Below are 21,254 nucleotides of genomic sequence, written 5' to 3' on the forward strand. Positions count from 1 at the left end.
CCTTATCGCATTTTTTTTGTTCTATTTACTTTGATATTGAAAAAAGGTTACTCGATTAGGGACAAAGCTAATAATTTGTTATGTGAGTGATGTATTTGTTATATGGAAACGCTTACCTTAGAGCTATACTTCAACTATCCGGTTGTAGTAGCAACCTTTGGTTTATATAATCGCACAACAAAAGAAAGGAACAAAGAGCTAGTTGCAGCGCTATGATCATCATATTAAGGAGGATTTATATGAAATTTACTAAACCGTTCGCATTATTTATCGCTTTTGCCATGCTTATCACTATCATTCTTCCTCCCTCTCAGCAGTTGTTTGCTAACGAGAGCAGCACAACCATTCTCGCTTCAGATTTTGAGAATGGAACAACGCAGGGCTGGGCGCCTAAAGGAAACGAGTCGCTAACGGTCTCAGGAGATGAGTATCATAGCGGCTCTCACAGCCTGTATGTTTCTGAAAGAACCGAGTTTTGGGAGGGACCCAATTATGCTCTAACGAAATTGTTGGCTCCTAACCGTACCTACTCCATTAGTGCTTGGGTCAAGCTAGCCCCTGGTACAACAACATCTGATATTAAGTTTACAATGCAGAGCAAAACTGACGAGAAAGAAAACTGGGTGCAAATCGGCACGGCGGATAAGAATGCCGCATCGCAATGGACCTTATTGAAAAATGATTTTACGACAGGAAGCGAAAATGGCGAGTATAATCTCTATGCAGAAGCTGGAGCGGGTACCTCCTTTTATTTTGATGATGTTTCCATAGAGCTTGTGCCTGAATCAGAGGGCTCGGTGGGCGATGATCGACTGTTTATCGATTTTGAAGATGGAACGCTTCAGGGCTGGTTGCCGCGAATCGGACATGAGGCGCTGACCGTTTCCGCAGCTGAAGCCTATAGCGGCAGCAGCAGTATGTTGGTAGAAGGGCGGAGCCGTACATTTCATGGGCCAGCACTTGAACTTAAAAATCATCTTCAAAAGAACAAGGAATATGAATTAAAAGCCTATGTTCGATTAAAGGAAGAGCCAGCCTCTGACATTAAATTGCAAATGACGGCCTATAAGAAGTCCGGATCGGAGAGCTGGAATGCACTAGATACCATTACGATTAAGAAATCGGAGTGGCAGCAATGGTATGAGCTTAAGGGACAGCTTAATTACAGCGATTCTCCTTCGGAGCTAAAACTATTCATCGAAACGCCTTACATTACGGAGACTACTCCAGATACGCTATCTTTTTATGTAGATGAAGTAACAGTAGTCCCTGTTTCGGCGCTATCGATTCAAAACGATATCGTGTCCTTAAAGGATTATTTTAAGGATGATTTTCCAATTGGTGCTGCCGTCTATACCTGGCAAATGGAAGGAGCCTATGGGGAGCTTCTCAAAAAGCATTTTAACAGCATAACGGCAACGTATGAAATGAAACCAAAGTTTATTTCCCCAGCTGAGAATCAGTATACATTCGATGCAGCCGATTATTACGTGAAATATGCTCAGGACAATGGAATGGGGCTGCGCGGACATGCTCTTCTATGGCATATTGATGCGGCCGAGTGGATGTTTACGGACAGCAATGGACAGCCTGCCAGCCGTGACTTGCTTCTGCAGCGCCTTCAGTCTTATATAGAGACGGTAATGACACGTTATAAAGGTAAAATATACGCATGGGACGTTGTAAACGAAGCTATTGCTGACAATGGGGGAGATGCGGACGGTATTAGAATTTCACCGTGGTATAATCTCATAGGCCCGGATTACATCGAGAAGGCATTCGAGTTTGCTCGTGCTGCGGACCCTGATGCCAAGCTGTATTATAATGATTACTTCACAGAGGTTCCGGAAAAAAGAGAACATATCTATCAATTGCTAAAGCGCCTCAAAGCTAAAGGTCTGATCGACGGGGTAGGCTTGCAGTCTCACTATGGGTTGGTTACGCCGCCAATTGAGGAAGTTGAAAAGACAATCAAGCTGTTCTCTTCGCTAGGGCTAGATATTCAGGTGACCGAGCTGGATGTTGATAGCGGAGTGAGCATGGGTACGCCTATGCCTGATGACATAGCTGCAAAGCAAGCACATAGATATAAGGAATTGTTTGACTTATACAAAACCTATAAGGACAAGATTTCCTCTGTAACGATTTGGGGACTGCAAGACGAGAAATCCTACAATAATCAGGCTATGCTATTCGATGCGAATCTCCAGGCTAAGCTAGTCTACTGGGGAATTGTAGATCCGCTTACACTTCCTATTATTACAAACCGTACGGTATCACTCATGGCAACGCCAACGGCGGGTGATCAGAATTCTAAAGATTCCGTATGGAAAAAAGCTGTACAGACACGGCTTAAACGCAGCGGCAGCGAGGCTGCAACGTTCTATACCTTATGGGATATGGCCAATCTTTATGTTCAAGTAGAGGTTAAAGATGCTACCCGTGACGCAGCAGACAAGATAGAGCTGTTTATTGATGAGAATAATGGAAAGTCAGCGGTTTACGAGTCAGATGATCGTCATCTTACTTTTAATCGGTCAGGCGCTGAAAATGGCGATAGCAGTTATAAAATAAAAGAAACAGCAGCTGGTTATAGGCTAGAAGCCGTTATTCCTTGGAAAGGCTTAGCGCCAGGAGCGGAAGAAATCGGATTCGATATTCGTATTCAGGATGCATCGACAAGCGAGATACTGCCGGTTTATTGGAATGACAGCACATTAAGTCAAGATCTGGACACAAGCAAGTATGGCGTCATTCAGCTTGCAAGTATGCCAAAAAGCGCACAGTCGATCAAAGGCACTGCACGTATTGATGGACAAATGGAAAGCGAGTGGGAAAAGGYAAAGCCATTCGTTGTGGATCTAACTAATAATAACAGCAAAGCAACGGCTCAAGCTCGTTCTATGTGGACGGATAACAGTCTGCTGCTGTTAGTCGACGTAACCGATCCGCTGCTTAAATCAGATGATCCGCAGCCATGGCTGCAGGATTCAATCGAAATTTTTATCGATGAAAATCATCAACGAACATCAACTTATCAATATGATGATGCACAATATCGGATAAATATTGATAATGCAGCTACCTTTGCTGGAAGTGCTTCTCCTTCTCGTCTTGAGAGCGCAGTTGTAAGAACAGAGAAAGGCTACCGCATGGAAGTAAAGATCGCGCTGCCTGAGCTTCGTCCGAATACAGATAGTGTAATAGGTCTGGACATTCAGGTGAATGACGATCAGGGGGAAGGAGTGCACAGCACCGCCAAATGGAACGATCCAACAAACGATTCATGGAGAAATACTTCCCAATTCGGCATTTTGACTTTTGCCGAGTCAGAAAATAACAGTGGCATCAATAATGGCGGTGACAAGCCTGGAAGCTCTGGGCAATCTGGCAGCACTGCTGATCCTGTGATGACCATTACTGAGGAGAATTTTCAGAACGGGTCGCCTAATCAGGTAAGCATCAACGTACCAGAAGGTAAGCATCAAGTACGGCTGCCCCTTCAATTAGCTGGTCTATTAAAAGGCAGAGAGCTGGAGCTAGCCAAAGGGTCTGCTACACTAACGATTGATTCAAAAGTGCTCCAGCCCCTCATTGATCAGTTGAAGCCTGAATTGCGGAATGGAGCTGAGCTGTCGCTTCGTATGGAGCCTGCTAAAGAAGCTACAGGCAGTCAGCAGCTAAAAGGAGAGCAAGGGTTATCTGCTAAGTTTATTGGCGGAGAAAGCTGGTCCTTCGAACTGTCTTTAATAACGGTTGATGGTCTTGAGATGAAGGCGGGCACATTTGATGGAGCTGTCACCTTATCTTTCTCCTATTCAGCGGAAGCCAATATGAAGAAGTCGCTCTTAGGCATTTACATGCTGAATGAGCAGACCAATAAATGGGAATATGTAGGCGGGAAGAATGACGAAAAAACGAATCATTTCTCTGTTGCTCTTGCGCATTTCAGTAAGTACGCGCTGCTTGAATATGATAAGAACTTCAGTGACGTTAATTCAAGCCACTGGGTATACGAGCCGTTGAAGGTGCTGTCTGCAAAACAGATTGTGAATGGCCGAAACGCTGCTCTTTTTGCTCCAGACAAACCTATTACGCGAGCGGAGTTTACCGTTCTATTGGTACGCATGCTTGGACTTAAAGAGCAAGGGTCCTCCAGTTTTATAGACGCTGCGGAAGGAACATGGTTCTCGTCGGCTGTTAATGCTGCCTTTCACGCAGGGATTGTTAAGGGTGTGTCAGTGGACCGGTTTGCTCCCCTTGCAAACATTACCCGTGAAGAAATGGCGGTTATGCTTGCCAATGCTTATGCATACCAAGCAAAAACGAAACCAGAGGAGTCTAACGTCGAGCTATCATACGTAGACAAGGCTAACATCTCGGCATGGGCGAAGAACGCTGTTTCTATTGTTTCTTCGCATGGAATGATGAAGGGCAAGGGTGATTATCGTTTTGTTCCTAGTGAGCATACTACTCGAGCAGAGTCAGTTCAAGCTTTATATAATATGCTCATGATCCTGAATACAAGCAAATAATGAATGGATTTAATGACGCCAAGCTCTCTTCTATAGAAGGGGGCTTGGCGTTTTATTTGTATTCAAATAGCGTCAGCTCGGATATTAACAATTTGTTATCGATGCTTATGATTTATCATAGTAGCGTCTCTAGGTGCCACTTATAATGAGAACAGACGATAGGACAGATAGGATTTATGTCATTCAAACAGAAGGGAAGCACACAAATGAAGAAATCAATAACGCCAGCAGATGCCCTTGCAGAGACCGCCCCACAGCTGTCTCAACGCACGGATCGCCGCTCCAAATGGCAAAGGGCATTGGTGCTGGATGCGATGCTGCTGCCAGCGGTTATCCTTACTTTAATCTTTGCTTACATTCCAATGTTCGGACTCGTAATTGCTTTCCAAGATTTCAAGCCTTGGCTAGGATTTTCCCAATCCAATTGGATTGGCTTGGAGCACTTTCGTTACCTTTTCAGTACGCCAGAGTACGTACAAGTCATTTGGAATACCGTTATTATAGCCGGAATGAAGATGGTTTCAGGACTCATCGCTCCGTTTACCTTCGCTCTCTTGCTCAATGAAGTGAGAAAGGCGGCTTTCAAACGGACGGTACAGACGCTGGTTTACTTGCCGCATTTCCTTTCTTGGGTCATCTTAGGGGGCATCTTGCTGGACATGCTGTCCAGTGAAGGACTCGTCAATCAGTTTCTAGGCGCGGTGTTCGGTTTAAAACCGATATTCTTCCTCGGCGACGGCAATTGGTTCCGATTTATCGTTGTTGTAAGCGATGTCTGGAAGGAGTTTGGATTTGGAACGATCGTATTCCTTGCTTCACTTGCAGGAATTAATCCGTCATTGTACGAGGCGGCGGAAGTAGATGGAGCGAACAGATGGCATCAAACCTTGTTCATTACCATCCCAGCACTTATCCCAATTACAATCGTGGTTGGAACACTCTCTTTAGGCAATATATTGAATGCGGGCTTTGACCAAATATTCAATCTGTATAATGCACTGGTTTTCGACAAAGGGGATATTATTGATACGTTTGTCTATCGTATCGGTATCATAGACGGCAAGTTCGGATTCTCCACAGCAATAGGGCTTTTCAAATCGGTCGTAGGCTTCGTGCTTATCGTCGCAGCTTACCGCTTGGCTTACAAACTGGCCAATTACCGTATTTTCTAGAAAGGATGAACCGACAGAATGTATCATAAATCAAACGCCTACAAATTATTCACAGTGATCAACTATACGTTTCTAGCGATATTATCCATTGCTTGTATTATTCCATTAATTCACATTTTAGCTGTTTCATTCAGTGGGAAAGCGGCTGCGAACGCTAATTTGGTCGGATTGCTGCCCGTTCAGTTCACGGTTGAAGCCTATAGCAAGACATTGGAGAATGAGAATTTTATTCGCTCTCTATGGGTAGCTGTTCAGCGTACTGCATTAGGCACGCTGATCAGTATGGTACTCGTTACGCTCGCGGCGTATCCACTATCTAAAGAAGCTCAACATTTCAAACGCAGAAGTATATATACGTGGTTTTTTGTCTTCACGATGTTATTCAGCGGTGGCTTGATTCCCTTCTACATTCTTATTCAAAAGCTAAACATGATGAATACGCTTTGGGTGCTTATCATTCCTGGAGCTGTATCAGTATGGAATATGATACTCCTGCTTAATTTCTTTCGCGGGGTGCCTAAGGATTTGGAGGAAGCTGCATTCATCGATGGAGCTGGCCATCTGAGAACACTATTCAGTATTTATTTGCCAGTATCGATGCCTGCAATTGCTACACTATCGTTATTCTCAATGGTTGGTCATTGGAATTCCTGGTTTGATGGTCTAATTTTCATGACGGATCATAAAAACTATCCACTTGCGACTTTCCTGCAGACCATTATCGTACAGCAAGACTTCAGCAAAGTGACGGTGCGACCTGAGGATTTGGAAAACATTTCACAAAGAACCGTAAAGGCTGCTCAAATCTTTATCGGCATGGCACCCATTCTCCTTGTGTATCCGTTCCTTCAAAGATTTTTCGTCAAAGGAATTGTACTTGGTGCCGTGAAGGAATAATGGATTTGCTTCATGAGAGGGGTGTTGCTGCACAGTAGGATCTATATATGATTTGGTTGGAAGGGTCAAAGCAAACCAAATAAATTCAATTGGGGGAAATAAAGATATGCTAACTAAATGGAAAAAGCCGGCTGTTATAGTTATGACAGGAGCAATGCTGATGGCATCGCTTGCAGCCTGCGGCAGCAATAAAGAAGATCAAACAGAAGAAAAGGCCGATAATGATTCCTTTTATTCAGCGAAGTTCGAGAATGGAAAATATGTGGAGCCTGTTTCCATTACGACGGTCTTCCCTATTACAACCAATTTAAAATTCAAAAATGGCGAAAATATTGATAATAACGTTCATACAAAGTGGGCGAAAGACACTTTGGGTATTGATATTAAGTACTTATGGACGGTCAGCGATCAAAACAATGCCTACCAAACGAAGCTTAGGCTGATGCTTACCTCGGGGCAGGAAATGCCGGATATTATTTCATTCAGGGGCGATCCAACGCTGATTGCTGATTTAATTTCGAGTGGACAGTTTACGGATGCAGGAGAACTGTTCGATAAATATGCTTCCGATACCTACAAAGAAGCGATGGCGCAGGACCCTACGGTTTGGAACCCGTATATGCGTGATGGAAAACGAATGGGAATTCCGATTTTAGAGAATGCCTACAATAATGATCCAGTCATGTATATCCGTGAAGATTGGCTGAAAAAATTAAACTTGAAGGCTCCTCAGACGATCGATGAGCTTGAAACGGTAATGGAAGCTTTTACTAATCAGGATCCGGACGGAAATGGCAAGAAGGATACCACTGCTTTATCCGTTGGCTTTAAAAACAATCTGAATACTTGGATGTCTGAAACAGGATGGGTGTTTGGCATGTATGGCGTAATGCCAAACCAATGGAACGTAGGGGCCGATGGCAAGCTTGCCTATGGTTCTATTCAGCCAGAGATGAAGCCTGCACTCGCCAAGCTGCAGGATTGGATGAAGAAGGGCTACATTTCCCAAGAGTCGGGCCTGTATGATGAAGTAAAAGCCTCAGAAGCTTTCACAGCTGGCAAATCAGGTATCATTGTTGGCCCTTATTGGATGACAGGCTGGCCAATTCCAGATCTGAAAACCAATGTCCCTACTTCTGAGTATAAGCCATATCCTCTGCCAGCTGGTCCTGATGGCAAGGTTGGCCGTCATGGAACTCCAATTAGCACAGGTGCGGTTCTTATCAATAAAAACATGAAAAATAAAGATGCATTCTTCGTCTATCAGAATTACCTATTTGACAACTGGGCAAACCCTGATGGGGATGGTCCATTCTCTAAAGGCTTCGCGAAAGGGTATGACTATGATATTGGCCCGAACGGTGAGATTTATCGCGAGCAGGATAGTGATAAAATTCCTGGCGGTTGGGTAGATGCCATACGATATACGCTAACCTTTGATGGGGCCATTATTCCTTTTCTTCGTATTAACGGATTAGCAAAACTAGCGAACGGTGAAAAGCCGTCCACGCCGTATGAAGAGACGCTTACGACCTCTATTCCAGAGCAAATGCAAGCGGCGAAGATTGTTGTTGACCAGAAGGATGCTATTATGCCTAGTATGTTTACTGGTACTCCTACGGAGACGCAGCTATCCAAAGGCGATATGCTAAGCAAGCTGGAGAAGGAAGTACTGAACAAAATCATTTATAATAAAACCTCGGTTGATGAATTCGATGCTTTTGTTGAAAGATATAATTCTTCAGGCGGAGCGAAAATAGCGGAAGAAGTCAACAAGTGGTACGATGAAATTAAGACAAAATAAATAACAGCAAGAAGGGCGGCTCATTCATGAGCTGCCCTTCTTGCTGTTATTTAATTCAACTAGGTCTTATCCCGAAAATCCTGAGGGGTCATACCATGCTGCTCCTTGAATACCTTAATGAAGTATTGTGAATTTGAATAACCGAGCTTATCAGAAATTTCGTATACCTTGTCGGTTGAATTTCGGAGCAAAGCAACGGCATGCTCCATCTTCACACTGAGAATATACTCGCTCAGGCTGCTGCCGCTCAGCTGCTTAAACAGCTTGGATACGTAAACAGGATGAAGGGCTACATAATCGGCTATCGATTGAAGGCTGACTGTCGACAGATGAGATGAAATAAATACTTGGATCTCTCGAATAATTGCTTGTTGTTGGCTAGAAACGTCTTTCTCCAGCTTCTCCTTTAGTGTTAAGGCAAGCTGTTTTGCCCATTCAATAAGCTGACAAAGTGAGCGGAACGTTTGTCTATACATAAGCGCATTTCCCGCTACATCTGACAGGAGAACATTGTTTCTATGAGCTATGTAATGGAAGGAGGACATGAGCACCGTACTTATCGCATCCAGATGCTCTTCCGTTTGCTCGGATAAAGCGCTGAATGCTTCCTCAACTTGGTTCAATCTGTCTTCAAATCCGTCCCATTGGCTGGTTTCCAGCAGATGGATAAACGTAGGTGGATCATATAATACGTTCATGGATCGAATGTAGGATACCTGTGGAGGCTGCTCGGTAAGTGCTAGAAAATAGCCTGTACCGTTTCCGACCTGCTTTCTGATTGCTGTCACTGCATTCTCGTGCATATGGCGAAGATCACTGCTGAATTTTCYCGGATAGGTAAGGATGACCGATATCCCGCCCCCTAAGTATTCATTCACATTACGATGCAATTGGAGTGAACGACTGGTAAGCTCCTTTAAAAGACTTTCAGAGTTCTGAAACCCGTCTGTTTGCTTTGCTTTGAGCGTAAATATAAGATAATCATAAGCATCTCGGCAATGCCAAGTCTCGAAGGAGTCCTCGAGCAGCTCGCAAGCAATGTTTGTCACAGCATATTCGAAAAGCAGCAGGCTGTTTTGGCCATAGCGGTTGAAATGCTCCTCCAGACGAATGACAAGAAGAAAGACATCATCGTCTTTCCCATAGGTCAGTGAGAAGCTGGAAAGCTTGTCGACAAGAGCATCCTCAGAGTAGTTCTTGCCTTGCAGCAGCTCATTAAGGAGCTTGTCCTTCATGACAGGAAGATGCTCCCGGAATGTGAATAACGCCTGCTCGTAGGATGCGGTCTGCTCCATCTCCTTTTTCATGATATTTATCGTTTCTTCAAGACAGAGGCCAAGCTTATTATGATCAAGCGGCTTAATTAAATAGTCTACTACCCCCTGCTTTATCGCCTCCTGGGCGTATTCGAATTCTGCATAACCAGTAAGTAGAATGCATTTGATTGCCTTATTGAATTCTTTAACTCGTGTAATGAGCTCTAGTCCAGTCATTCCTGGCATGGCAATATCTGTAATGAGAATATCAATAGAATTCCTTTCAATGACCTGCAGCGCCTCCATGCCGGAATAAGCGGTATATACCTTTTCAACCCCATATTTGGTCCAGGGGAAGGCGATTTCTAGATCATCGACTACATAAGATTCGTCATCAACTAATAATAGCTGCAGCATAGTTGTCCTCCTTCTTCTGAATTGTAATGATATAACAAGTTCCTTCGGCTAATTTTGATTGAATAGTCAGCCCAGATCTCTTTCCAAAATATAGCTTGAGACGCTGGTGTACATTCCTCATGCCTGTACCTACCTTATTCTCAGAAAATATGCGTTCCTCGATATGCTGATTAACGAGAGCGAGTCTATCCTCCGCAATGCCGACTCCGCTATCTTGAATCACTATACGTAAGGACTGCTCATCCTCATCCGCACTAATTTTGATAAGACCGGGATGCAGAGATGGTTCTATGCCATGCTGAATGCAATTCTCGACAAGCGGTTGAAGGATCATTCTAGGCAAGCGATACATACACATGGCTGGTGGGATATCAATAGAGAAGGTCATCGACCGTTTGCGCAGCTGTAAAATGGACAAATAGTGCTCAACGAAGACAAGCTCCTCGTTAATGGTAGAATCAATATTTTCAATTTTTTGAACGTATCTGCAATAAGCACCGAGATGAAGCGTCATCGCAGTTACGGATTCATGGTCCTCGATGCTGGCTTTGCTCTGAATATAATTCAAGCAGTTATACAAAAAATGGGGATTAATTTGAGCTTGGTATTGCTTAAGCCTTGCTTCGGTAACTTCCAGCTCTGCAACAAGCACCTGCTCAATGAGCCGCTGCGTATTCTCGGCCATACGATTAAAGGAGTTGCCAAGCATTCTGAACTCGGTTGCATGAAGATCGATGACACGACTAGAAAAATCGCCGCGATCAAATTTGTCAATAGCCTTCCTTAGTACAATAACAGGTGCCTGAACTTGCCTGCGCAGCACGAGGCTATAAATAAGTGAAATAAGCAGCAGCACAATGATGGAAAATATAAAAAGAATATTATTTTGAGAAATAGGCTCAATGAACTGACGCATAGGGTGGTAATCTATAAAATACAAATCAAGCAAATCAGATTTCATATAGTTGAGCAGGTATTCAGTTCCGTTGTCGTCGACCGATAAAAAGCCGCTCTTGCCCTCAATTAACGGAATAATTCGACCTGTCGTATCCTCTAGTAGAGGGGAATTACCAGTTTGGATAATCGTTTTGTTAAAAGAATCATAAAGCAAAGGGGTTCCGGATGAGTACTGCTTCATCATTTTAAGTAGATTATCCAAAGACACTCTCGTTTCAATAAGCAATGGACCGATATGGCTGCGGGTCAAATTAGAATAATAGCCTGAACCGTCCTTTTTCCAGTGCACGACCCACTTATTCAGCCGTTGGGAGGGCGGATTATAGGTTGAGAAGGATAATGTACTGTCGGAAGAGACGGTTTCCTTAAAATCTGGATAGTAGAGAGTGATCGTGTTGTTCCAGGATGTAGAGGCACTGTTGAGAGCGAGCTTGTCAATGATAGCTAATTTCGCCTCGTACTTGGAATAGGCATCCCCGAATTGCAGGACATAGGGATATCCTCTGACCGAATGGTCTTCAGACATGGTCGTCGTATTCATAAGGACTTGCTCGAACTGTGTGGAAAGCTGCGAGGTCATGAATTTGACTTCACCAATTTTGTTTTTCTTTAGTTCTTCTTGGATGTCCGTTACATTAAGCCGATATATAATCCAGAAAATAATGATGATTAAGAAGAACATGAGCAGTAGCCCTAGCATCAGCTTTTGAAATATAGAAAGACCAGCATTCATGATTAATATTCCTCCGGAAATTTAAATAGCAGCACCTTCTATTTTACTATATTTTAATAAGCATAGTGGGAATTGCACTAAAAATTAGGCATTAAGCAGCTTGTTTTGCGCACTAAATAAAAGGCTGCGCTAGTTTGAGCGCAGCCTTGTGGAAAATAAAAATTTAATTAGTTCTATTTAGCTGTATTTCGTTTGTTACGAATATTGCATAGCTGCATCGATATTTTCTCCATAGGTCTACTTACTATCTACCTTAGGCAAAGGCTTGCCTTGTATAACGAGGCCAACACCCTCCGCACAGACGCCATATTTCTCTCAAGGGCAGGTCGTGCATAGATGACTGATGTCCTCAGGCACCATCGTTTCGGCTACGCGGTCACATATGGATTGCCAGCTTCCTCGCTCAGATACTTCAAGCCCAAGCTTTGCGAGTATCGCTGCATCCAAGCTGTAGACGGTTCCCTCGCAATGATAGGCTTTGTCCGGCGGATACGCTTTGCAAACATCGTCTGGGCCTAAAATAATTTCGATTTCAGTGTCAGGCTTTGCGAGCAGCAATTCGTAAATGGCAGTCATATTGACGCAGAAATCATCCGAATAACCCATACCTCGGTAGCCTAGTAAACAAAGCAGATGGTGTCCTCGTAATCGAATCGTCATAAAAGTACCGCTCCTCATGCAAAAAAATCCTATATGTTAACCATTTTATCATAATAAAAGGTTTACATATAGGATTTTATCTAGTTTCTCATTAGGTTAACGAGCGAATTAGCGAATACGATTTATTTTCCTAAATACTTGTTCTGAACGATGTTCAAATGATGAATCTCGTGTCCTGCAATAATATAAGCGAGAGCTCTAGCGGAGATATTGCCGCCATTAGCTACGCCAATGCGAAGCCATGCTTCATCCGACAAGCCGCGCAACAAAGCGAGAGTAGCCCGGCGAACCGAGATGTAGTCCTCGATAATTTGTGATAAAGACCATTCTTGAAAGGTGGCGCCGTTCATAAATTCGTCCTGATCATAGCCGGCAAGAGGTGTCTTGTCACCCCGTGCGATTCGAAGCAAACGGTAGCTCATGACGCGCTCATTATCCGAGATGTGACCGATGACTTCCTTAAGCGTCCATTTTCCTTCCGCATAGCGGTAATTAGCCTGCTCCTCGGGAATATCGGAAAGCAATTCCGTTGTGCTTGCGAGCTGTTTTGTAAGCCATTCCGTAACAGATCCTTCGCCTACTAGGCCGATATACTGTTCATAATAATCAAAGTATTCATCCCGTGACGGTCGTTGTGTCATGCGTAAAGCCTCCCATTCATATTGAAGAGCATTTATTTTCCAAAAGCTTTCATTATTTTTATCGGCTATCCGCTGCGTTTTTTATAGCGGTATTGCCCTGGAGTAATTCCCTCTTGTTTGCGGAAGGAACGGATGAAGTTTTGCGGATTATTGTAACACAGCTTTGCAGCGATGTCTTTAATTGGCAGCTCGCTATCGGCGAGCCATTGTTTTGCCATTTTGAAACGGTACATCGACAAATACTCGCTAAACGAATAATTCGTCTCCTTGCGGAAAACGCTGCTTAAATAATTGGCATTATAGTGGAGCCGCGATGCACATTCTTCTAGCGTAAGGTCGGTGTCGTACAGATGCTGCACGAGGTCAATGATCTTCTCCGAAATGTTGTGGTACTGCGCCTCCTGACGATCCTTGAATATGTTGATCATCGGATAAACAACGCTGGTCCAGAACCAGTCATCGATCTCAGCAGAGGTATGCAGCTCAAGCAGCTCCTCAAGCAGGGAACCCTTTAACGGATGGATTTGATTAAGGCTTACGCCTGATTCCTGCATAACGATCAACAGATTATTGAGCAGCCGGGCAAGCGGAATTTGATATTCCTGCGGCGATAGCTCCACGACAAATACCGCCTGCAAAAAAGCTCGCAGCAGCTCCTTCGATTTATCCTTCTCGGCCAGCTTAATCGCATCAATAAGCTCATTCTCGATATGTCCTGGGTAGTTGAGATTCAAATAATGTTTGCCGGCATTGACATTCTCATACTGAATAATGATGCCTTCGCCTAATTTCATGCGCTGCTTCAGTGCCTCAAGGCCTTCTCTATACGCTGTCGACAGCGATGAGAAGGAGTCGAACGGCAAGCTCATGCCAATGCTGACCTGAACGTTTAGGTAGCTAGCGATCTGCTGCTGCAGATGCTCCGTTAACGCGTATTTTGCATTGTGGAAAGCGTCCTTGCCCACTTCTGCGCTGCCGATAATCGTCACAATCGTTTGATCCATAATGATCGGGGCGAGTCGCTGCTCGAAGGGAATAAGCTCCTCGATGATGTTATGGACAGCGAATAGGAGCAGCTCCAAATCACTTTTGGAGTAACGGCTGTTGCCTTGAAAGTCAATTTGCAGCGTAATCGCGGCCATCGTTTTCCACTCTTTTAGCTGAGAGCCATAGCCGAATTGAGCCAGCTTTTCCGGGATTTCACTTGACTTGATGTTGCCTTGGAAGGCTTTCATGAAGAAGAAGGTGCGCACTTGATGAATATGCTGCCTAACCTCTTTTTCAAGCTCGGTTTTGGACTGGAATAAATGGGTGACGCGTTCGCCAATCGCTTGAAATTCATTTGTTTTCCGCTTCTGAATGTCGGTCAGACGCTCGCCGATTTGATTCAGCAGCAATTGAATTGGCGAATACATATGCCGTGAGCCGATCCAAGCGAGCAGCATGGATAGCGTGAGCATAAATAGACATACATAAAGTGTATACGTGCCAATTTTATTTGATTCCTTCGTCATGCCGGCAATGGACGTGGCAGAGAGATAGATCCAGCCGTTAAGGTCGGAACGGTAATAGGTGACTGAATAGTCCTTCTGTTCAATCGATTGTGTAAACTGCCCCGAGGGCTCAGTGAGCTGTCCCATATGCAGTCCGCTCTCGAGCACAGGCTTGCCGATCAACGCTTGGTCGGGATGGAGCAGAATAAGGTATTGATCATCCAAAATCATAATGGTCGAAAAAGGGTCCTCTTCGCTCTTAAGCAGCTCCTGCAAGCTGCAGGTCGGAATGTTGGCGAGCGCCAAGCCGTATTTTTCAAGCCCATTCGTCGGCAGCTTCTTCACGAGGCTGATGCTGTAGCTGCAAGCAGCACTTTCCGCGGCTTCTTCACTATAAAACCAGCTGGACGGGTTAAGCACCCATGAGGTTCCTTCAGGCATATGCATAAGGCTGGACAGCTCATCGAAATAAGCATATTGTTCAAATGAATATAGTCCGGAATTTTTGATCATCCAGTTATGGCGCTCATTGATCAGGATGACATCCTCAAGCTTGGTGTCAAAGGATTGCATATGGCGGATCTCGTTCCGCAGGTCATCATACATTACAAAATCGTTGACGGTTAGCGGCTGATTCATCGCTTTTTTGAGCACGGTCGAGTTGATAACCTGATTCAGCGTGTGGTTGACAGTCGTCAATTTCTGCTCTACATTGGAGTTGATTTGCATGATAAGCTGCATTTTCCCGCGGTTTACATTTTTCTGAATTTCACTGGAAGAGGTCGCATACGAGAATGCGCCGATAAAAATGACGGGAAGCGTGCTGAGCAGAAAGCCGAAGATCGTCATCTTGCTTAAAAAGGTTAAAGATCGCACAGCTATCAACACCTTGTCTAGTAATGAGCGAGCATTAGCTTTATTTTAGTAAACGCATACATTTTGAGCAATAATCATCTATCGCGCAAATAATCATTTCCTTAGATTATGAAGAGAAAAGGCTGATAAGACAAGGGGGATTAAGGTGGTTATCCATTCACGGAACATAGGAGTACGCGCAGGCTGTCGCTTTTTTGTCGTGCTGCTTATCCTTTTTATTTTTGATATTAACTGGGTACCGGACGGCATTTACACAGATAAAATGAACACAGCTCTCTCCACAAATTCGCTGAAGAAGGCGACTTTCGTGAAGCATACTGATTATATTTTTGTGAAAAATGCCATTCGCTCGGGCTCTTTCTGGGAGATCGGCCCTTATTTGGAGCGGTTCCCGAATTTAAGGCATTTGAATAGCGGTATTTTGGAACAATCCGCAATAGATGGCGGCATATACGGGCTTTATACGGAGCGGCCATCGTCTAGGCAAGGCGTGATTATAAGGGAAGACTGGCTGGATAATCTCAAGCTGGACAAGCCTGGAACGATTGAGGAGCTGTATGAGGTCATTCGGCAGTTTACGCTCGGTGACCCGGACCGCAATGGAAAAAAGGATACCGTCGGGCTGGCTGACCGTAATGATTTGGTATTTGGGGCCTTTAAGACGCTGAGCTCTTATTTCGGCACGCCGAACAACTGGGGTATCGTCGATAAGAAGGTAGTTCCAGAGTTCGAAACGGCAGCCTACATGGATACGATGAATTTCATGAAGAAGCTGTACGATGAGCAGCTTATAAACGCGGATTTTGCGGTAACGAGCAAGGAGATGCAGCGGGCTAACATTATACGAGGCGCAGCAGGCGTATATATCGGGAGCATGACCGACGTGCAGCGGCTCTCGGATGAAGCGAAGCAGATCAATCCTGCTGCGCGCTTCACCTTGGTGAATCGTATTCAAGGACCGGAAGGGTATCGTGTTTGGTCGATTCCGAATTATAACGGGCTTTATTTATTTTCCAAAAAGGCGATTCGGACGGAAGAGGAGCTGCTGGAGCAGCTTGCGTTCTTCGATCGTACGATGGATAAGGATGTTGCCAATCTTATGCGGTACGGGATCGAAGGCAAGCACTATCTTCTGGAGGGTGAAGAGGTTCAACTGCCTGAAGAGACGTCTCAGCTGCGCGTAACAGAGGTCAACGCGCTTTATCCGCTTATGATTGCCGATCTAAGCAATCCGAATGTACGGAAGGTAGCAGAGAAAGAAACGATGTGGGAGATGGCGGAGCGTCTCAGCGCAGATAACGATAAGTTTCTCGTGACGGACAAGGTCATTGGCCTTGAATCGAAGACTTACGATGAGAAGAGCATGGAGCTGTACAAAATCATTTCCGACGCGACATACAAATATATTCTCGGACAGATTAGTATGGAAGGATTTTATCAGGAGGTCGAACGCTGGAAGYGCAGCGGAGGCAGCTTAATGATTAGCGAGTATACGGATGCGTATTTCAAGAAGCAATAAGTGGGCAATAAAACGATGTATAGAGCAGCTTTGCAGGTAATATCTTCCCTGCAAAGCTGCTCAATTTTTTTGAGCAAAAAAATAAAAAAACAAATTTGTGAGTATAAAGAACTAGGTAAAAGTATCGATTTTTCGAAGAATATTTTATAGAATTGTCGAAATAACTCGCAAATTGTTTATATTTGTTTAGAAATTGGATAGAACGACGGTATATAATAAAAATCTGCTTTACGTTGTTGATGGATGGCAGAATTGAAAAAGACGACATGGAGTGTGACTTAAGATGAAAACTGATTTTTTTCAAGAAGTACATAAGCTGGGTTACGACAACGAATGGAGATACAAACTGCTTATCCGAGGTATTCAAAACATACAAGAAGAGAAAAAGTCCCAAGGTTTTTTTAAGAAGCTGGAGAGACGATTCGTAAACAAATATAAGAAGATCAAGGTTTCCGCTTGGAAGTAAGGGGCGCTATGCAATAAGTGCCATTTCATATAAAACACATGATTTGAGGGTGAAGAGCGATCTTCACCCTTTTTGTGTTGTGTTCATTTAACAAAAGTGTCACCAGAAGCGGCAATAATCATTAGCTCAGATGCCTCTAGAACGATACGCCATATGAACAAATGATTGTTTCGGCACTCTTCCTCCAGGTGGTAGCTTGAAGAGGTAGCAACCAAAACGATATATGGAGGTCAACGCTGTATGAAGAAAAAATCGTTTTCGATTCTGATGGGCGTAGTTTTGACATTTAGTTTATTGCTCGCAGCTTGTTCTAGCGGCAGCAATAATGGAAAAAATAATACGCCGCCAGCAGCAACCAATGACAGCGCAGCAAAGACGGAAGAGACAGACAAACCGGCAGAGCCGGAGAAGCCGACTGAAATTACGATCATGCTGCCTCTTAACATCGCAGAGACACCGCCAGATACAATCAAAAATGAGCTGGAGAAGCTGACAAACACCAAACTAACGTATCAATTTTTTCCCGCAGACACGTATGAGGAGAAGCTGAACGCATCCTTTGCGACGGGTTCGCTGCCGCAGGTTACTTATTTGAAGAACCAAGCGACCTTCGTTCAAATGAAAGAAGCGATCAGAGACGGTCAGTTTTGGGAAATTGGCCCTTATTTCAGCGAGTTTCCTAACCTGAGCAAGCTGAAGGAAGAGATTTTGAACAATACAAAAGTGGATGGCAAGCTATATTCGCTATACATCGGCAGACCGCTGGCTCGCCAAGGCATTATTTATCGCAAGGACTGGGCAGATAAGCTTGGCATCGCCGCACCGGCTAACGTGGATGAATTGTTTACGATGATGGAGAAATTTACGACGGGCGACCCGGATGGCAACAACAAGCCGGACACGATTGGATTAGCTGATCGGAACGATCTCGTATATGGTGCGTTCAAAACGGTCTCCGCATGGTTCGGCACGCCGAACAACTGGGGTGAGCGGGACGGCCAGCTTGTTCCAGAGTTTACGACGCCTGAATATGCAGCCACGATGGATTTTATCAAAAAAATTCGCGACGCCAAAGCGATGAACGTAGACTTTGCAGCGACAAGCAAAACAGATCAGGTCAATATGTTCACGAGCGGCAAGGCAGGCGTATACATCGGCTCCATGCAGGATGTCGACTCACTAGTGAAGGACCTTGTTAAAAACGTGCCGACCGCAGTCGTTGATACACACAGCATGATCGCCGGACCAGACGGGAAGCTGGCATCGTGGTCCATTCCGGGCTACAACAACGTAGCGTTATTCCCGAAATCTGCAATTAAAGATGAAGCTGAGCTGAAGAAGATTTTGGCTTACTTCGATAAGCTGATGACGCCGGAAGTGGCGAACATGATGTTCTGGGGCATTGAAGGTACTCATTATACGGTAGTGGATGGCAAGGCTAAAGCATCGGCAGATAAAGAGCTGACGGAGCGCGAGGTCAAAGGCTTTAAGGACAGCGTTATTGGCGAGCCGGAAACAAACGGCATGTACGATGGTTTCCACGAGCTTCCGGCGAGAATTCATGCGGAGCAGCTCATTATCGAGAACGAGAAGATCGCCATTGCCGATCCTACTGCGCCGCTTGATTCGAAAACGTATACCGAGAAGGGCACGGAGCTTCAGGAAATTATAAAGGATGCCACTTACAAATATATTTATGGATCGATTGATAAGGCTGGATTCGACAAAGCGGTTGAGGATTGGAAGAAGCGCGGCGGGGCTCAGATTATCGAGGAATACAATACTGCTTACAAAAAATAAAGAATAGCCCATAGAGGCTGCTCGCATGCTCGAGCAGTCTCTATAACCTCCCGTGGAAAGGAAGAACCCATATGCAAGAAGCTCATCAGGAAAACGCGGTTCAACTGGCAAGGGTACCTCAGCCTAGAACGAGCGAGCTTAAGAAGCGGCTTTGGAAAAACAAATGGCTCTATGTCATGCTGCTGCCGGGCGTGCTTTTCTTTATTATTTTTAAATATATTCCGATGTTTGGGCTTGCTATTGCCTTTCAAGATTATAAGCCGTTCAAGGGTATTGGCGGGAGTGAGTGGGTTGGCTTCAAGCATTTTGAACGTTTGTTCACGGAGCCTGATTTTCTGAACATTTTAACGAATACACTGCTGCTGTTTGGCATGAATTTATTATTTTATTTTCCGATCCCGATCCTGCTGGCGCTTATGCTGAACGAGGTTCGATTCTCTTTTTTCAAACGGACGTTTCAGACGCTTGTGTATTTGCCGCATTTTATGTCATGGGTCATTATTGTGTCGATCAGCTTCGTCATGCTAACGTCGGACGGCGGTATCGTGAACGAGCTGCTGGAGTACTTTGGATTCGAAAAAGTCAATTTCCTGCTCAGTCCCGAGTGGTTCAGACCAACCTATATCATTCAGGTGATCTGGCGGGAAGCGGGTTGGGGAACGATCATATATTTGGCGGCCATCGCCTCCGTCGATCCTGGCCTCTATGAGGCAGCGCGCATGGATGGAGCGGGCCGGCTTAGACAGGTATGGCATATTACGCTGCCTGCCATTCGCAGCGTTATTATTATTTTGCTCATTCTAAAGATCGGCGATGTGCTTGAGCTTGGGTTCGAGCATGTGTACCTGCTGCTGAACTCGATGAATCGCGAGGTTGCTGAGATTATCGACACCTATGTTTATACAGCTGGACTTAGACAGGGGAAATTCAGCTACAGCACGGCGATTGGCTTCTTCAAATCCTTTATCGGGCTTGTGCTTGTAATGACGGCCAATAGACTCGCGAAGAAGATGGGCGAGGAAGGCATCTATTAGAGTAAGGCGTTTGAAGATCGAAGGTCGAAGTCGCCAGAAGCTTCACTACAAAAACTTAAGGAGGATTCAGCATGGTAGAGGATAAAACGTTTAGCGGGCGGCTATTTTCCATTGTGAACTTCACGCTCCTTGCCATTATTGCGCTCGTTACGGTGCTTCCGTTTCTGCATGTTGTTGCCGGATCATTCACCACAAGCGCCGAGATGGCGATGAAGAAGTTCATCCTCGTGCCGACGATTTGGAGCTTTGATGCCTATAAATTCATTTTCTCGACCAATATGATTTTTCGTGCCATGACGGTATCGACCGGCGTTACGATCGTCGGCACCCTGTTCAGCATGTTCACAACAGCGTTGATGGCCTATGGCTTGTCCCGAAGAGATCTCGACGGACGCAAGGGAATTATGTTTCTCGTCGTATTTACGATGCTGTTCAGCGGCGGGCTCATTCCGACATTTCTTGTTGTGCGCGAGATGGGGCTGATCGACAGCTATGCTGCGCTCATTATTCCGTCGGCAATCAGTGCGTTCAACCTTATTATTTTGAAAAACTTTTTTCAAAATATACCCGAAGGGCTTGAGGAATCTGCCAAAATCGACGGCTGCAACGACTTCGGCATCTTGTTCCGTATCGTGCTCCCGCTATCGATGCCCGCGATCGCTACCATTTCATTATTTTACGCGGTCACCTATTGGAATACGTATCTCAGTGCGATTCTGTACTTGGATGACAGCGCCAAATGGCCAATTCAGGTGCTGCTCCGCCAAATCGTCGTGCTGGCTAGCGGCCTAGACTACAGCTCCGACCTGGATGCAGCGGTTCCGCCGCCGGATCAGACGGTGAAGATGGCTGTCATCGTTGTAGCGACGCTGCCTATTCTGATCGTATATCCGTTTTTGCAAAAGCATTTCGCTAAAGGTGCGATGCTGGGCTCGATTAAAGGGTGATGTTGTTTGAGCTTGGACTGTAACAGTGGAAAATGGAGAGGAGTGCT

The 21,254-nt window shown here is 44.9% G+C and carries 14 protein-coding genes; 9 read left to right on the plus strand and 5 right to left on the minus strand.

Annotation, left to right across the window (positions count from 1 at the left end):
• The first annotated feature begins 239 nt into the window (after nt 1-239).
• The 4 genes from AB4Z17_RS09025 (at nt 240) to AB4Z17_RS09040 (ending at nt 8,408) form a co-directional block, all read left to right on the plus strand.
• Nucleotides 240-4,535, plus strand: coding sequence for an endo-1,4-beta-xylanase (locus tag AB4Z17_RS09025; RefSeq protein ID WP_441959355.1), 4,296 nt, complete (start codon nt 240-242; stop codon nt 4,533-4,535).
• Nucleotides 4,536-4,741: 206 nt separating this feature from the next.
• Complete coding sequence (locus AB4Z17_RS09030) at nt 4,742-5,707, plus strand: ABC transporter permease (RefSeq protein WP_430056687.1); 966 nt, start codon at nt 4,742-4,744, stop codon at nt 5,705-5,707.
• Nucleotides 5,708-5,725: 18 nt separating this feature from the next.
• Nucleotides 5,726-6,604: a carbohydrate ABC transporter permease gene (locus AB4Z17_RS09035; RefSeq protein ID WP_441959357.1), complete on the plus strand. Its 879-nt coding sequence runs from the start codon at nt 5,726-5,728 to the stop codon at nt 6,602-6,604.
• A 106-nt stretch (nt 6,605-6,710) separates the two neighbouring features.
• Entirely contained in the window at nt 6,711-8,408 is a 1,698-nt protein-coding gene (locus tag AB4Z17_RS09040) for an extracellular solute-binding protein (protein WP_441959359.1), read from the plus strand.
• Between the two features lie 59 nt (nt 8,409-8,467).
• Here the strand turns inward: AB4Z17_RS09040 and AB4Z17_RS09045 are convergent, their stop codons facing one another.
• The 5 genes from AB4Z17_RS09045 to AB4Z17_RS09065 all read right to left on the minus strand — a co-directional run bounded on the left by AB4Z17_RS09045 (nt 8,468) and on the right by AB4Z17_RS09065 (nt 15,441).
• On the minus strand, nt 8,468-10,081 hold the full coding sequence (locus AB4Z17_RS09045; RefSeq protein ID WP_441959361.1) for a response regulator transcription factor: 1,614 nt from the start codon (nt 10,079-10,081) through the stop codon (nt 8,468-8,470).
• Nucleotides 10,059-11,771, minus strand: coding sequence for a sensor histidine kinase (locus AB4Z17_RS09050; RefSeq protein ID WP_441959363.1), 1,713 nt, complete (start codon nt 11,769-11,771; stop codon nt 10,059-10,061). The genes AB4Z17_RS09045 and AB4Z17_RS09050 overlap by 23 nt, the downstream gene beginning before the upstream one ends.
• Nucleotides 11,772-12,086: 315 nt before the next feature.
• Nucleotides 12,087-12,431 (minus strand): DUF1284 domain-containing protein, encoded by a 345-nt coding sequence (locus AB4Z17_RS09055; RefSeq protein ID WP_441959365.1) that lies wholly within the window; start codon nt 12,429-12,431, stop codon nt 12,087-12,089.
• Nucleotides 12,432-12,553: 122 nt separating this feature from the next.
• On the minus strand, nt 12,554-13,072 hold the full coding sequence (locus AB4Z17_RS09060) for a DinB family protein (protein WP_441959367.1): 519 nt from the start codon (nt 13,070-13,072) through the stop codon (nt 12,554-12,556).
• Nucleotides 13,073-13,137: 65 nt separating this feature from the next.
• The gene (locus AB4Z17_RS09065; RefSeq protein ID WP_441959368.1) at nt 13,138-15,441 is read right to left on the minus strand and encodes an AraC family transcriptional regulator; all 2,304 of its coding nucleotides are present in this window, start codon (nt 15,439-15,441) and stop codon (nt 13,138-13,140) included.
• A 145-nt stretch (nt 15,442-15,586) separates the two neighbouring features.
• Here AB4Z17_RS09065 and AB4Z17_RS09070 point away from each other — a divergent pair, with 145 nt between their 5' ends.
• The 5 genes from AB4Z17_RS09070 (at nt 15,587) to AB4Z17_RS09090 (ending at nt 21,207) form a co-directional block, all read left to right on the plus strand.
• Entirely contained in the window at nt 15,587-16,960 is a 1,374-nt protein-coding gene (locus AB4Z17_RS09070) for an extracellular solute-binding protein (protein WP_441959369.1), read from the plus strand.
• A gap of 283 nt (nt 16,961-17,243) precedes the next feature.
• On the plus strand, nt 17,244-17,426 hold the full coding sequence (locus tag AB4Z17_RS09075; protein WP_441910069.1) for a hypothetical protein: 183 nt from the start codon (nt 17,244-17,246) through the stop codon (nt 17,424-17,426).
• A 240-nt stretch (nt 17,427-17,666) separates the two neighbouring features.
• Complete coding sequence (locus tag AB4Z17_RS09080; protein ID WP_441959370.1) at nt 17,667-19,226, plus strand: extracellular solute-binding protein; 1,560 nt, start codon at nt 17,667-17,669, stop codon at nt 19,224-19,226.
• A gap of 71 nt (nt 19,227-19,297) precedes the next feature.
• Nucleotides 19,298-20,260: an ABC transporter permease gene (locus tag AB4Z17_RS09085; RefSeq protein ID WP_441874618.1), complete on the plus strand. Its 963-nt coding sequence runs from the start codon at nt 19,298-19,300 to the stop codon at nt 20,258-20,260.
• 71 nt (nt 20,261-20,331) lie between these two features.
• Complete coding sequence (locus AB4Z17_RS09090) at nt 20,332-21,207, plus strand: carbohydrate ABC transporter permease (protein WP_441959372.1); 876 nt, start codon at nt 20,332-20,334, stop codon at nt 21,205-21,207.
• Nucleotides 21,208-21,254 lie beyond the last annotated feature (47 nt).

It is taken from the genome of Paenibacillus sp. TAF43_2, assembly GCF_052113545.1.
Classification (GTDB): domain Bacteria; phylum Bacillota; class Bacilli; order Paenibacillales; family Paenibacillaceae; genus Pristimantibacillus.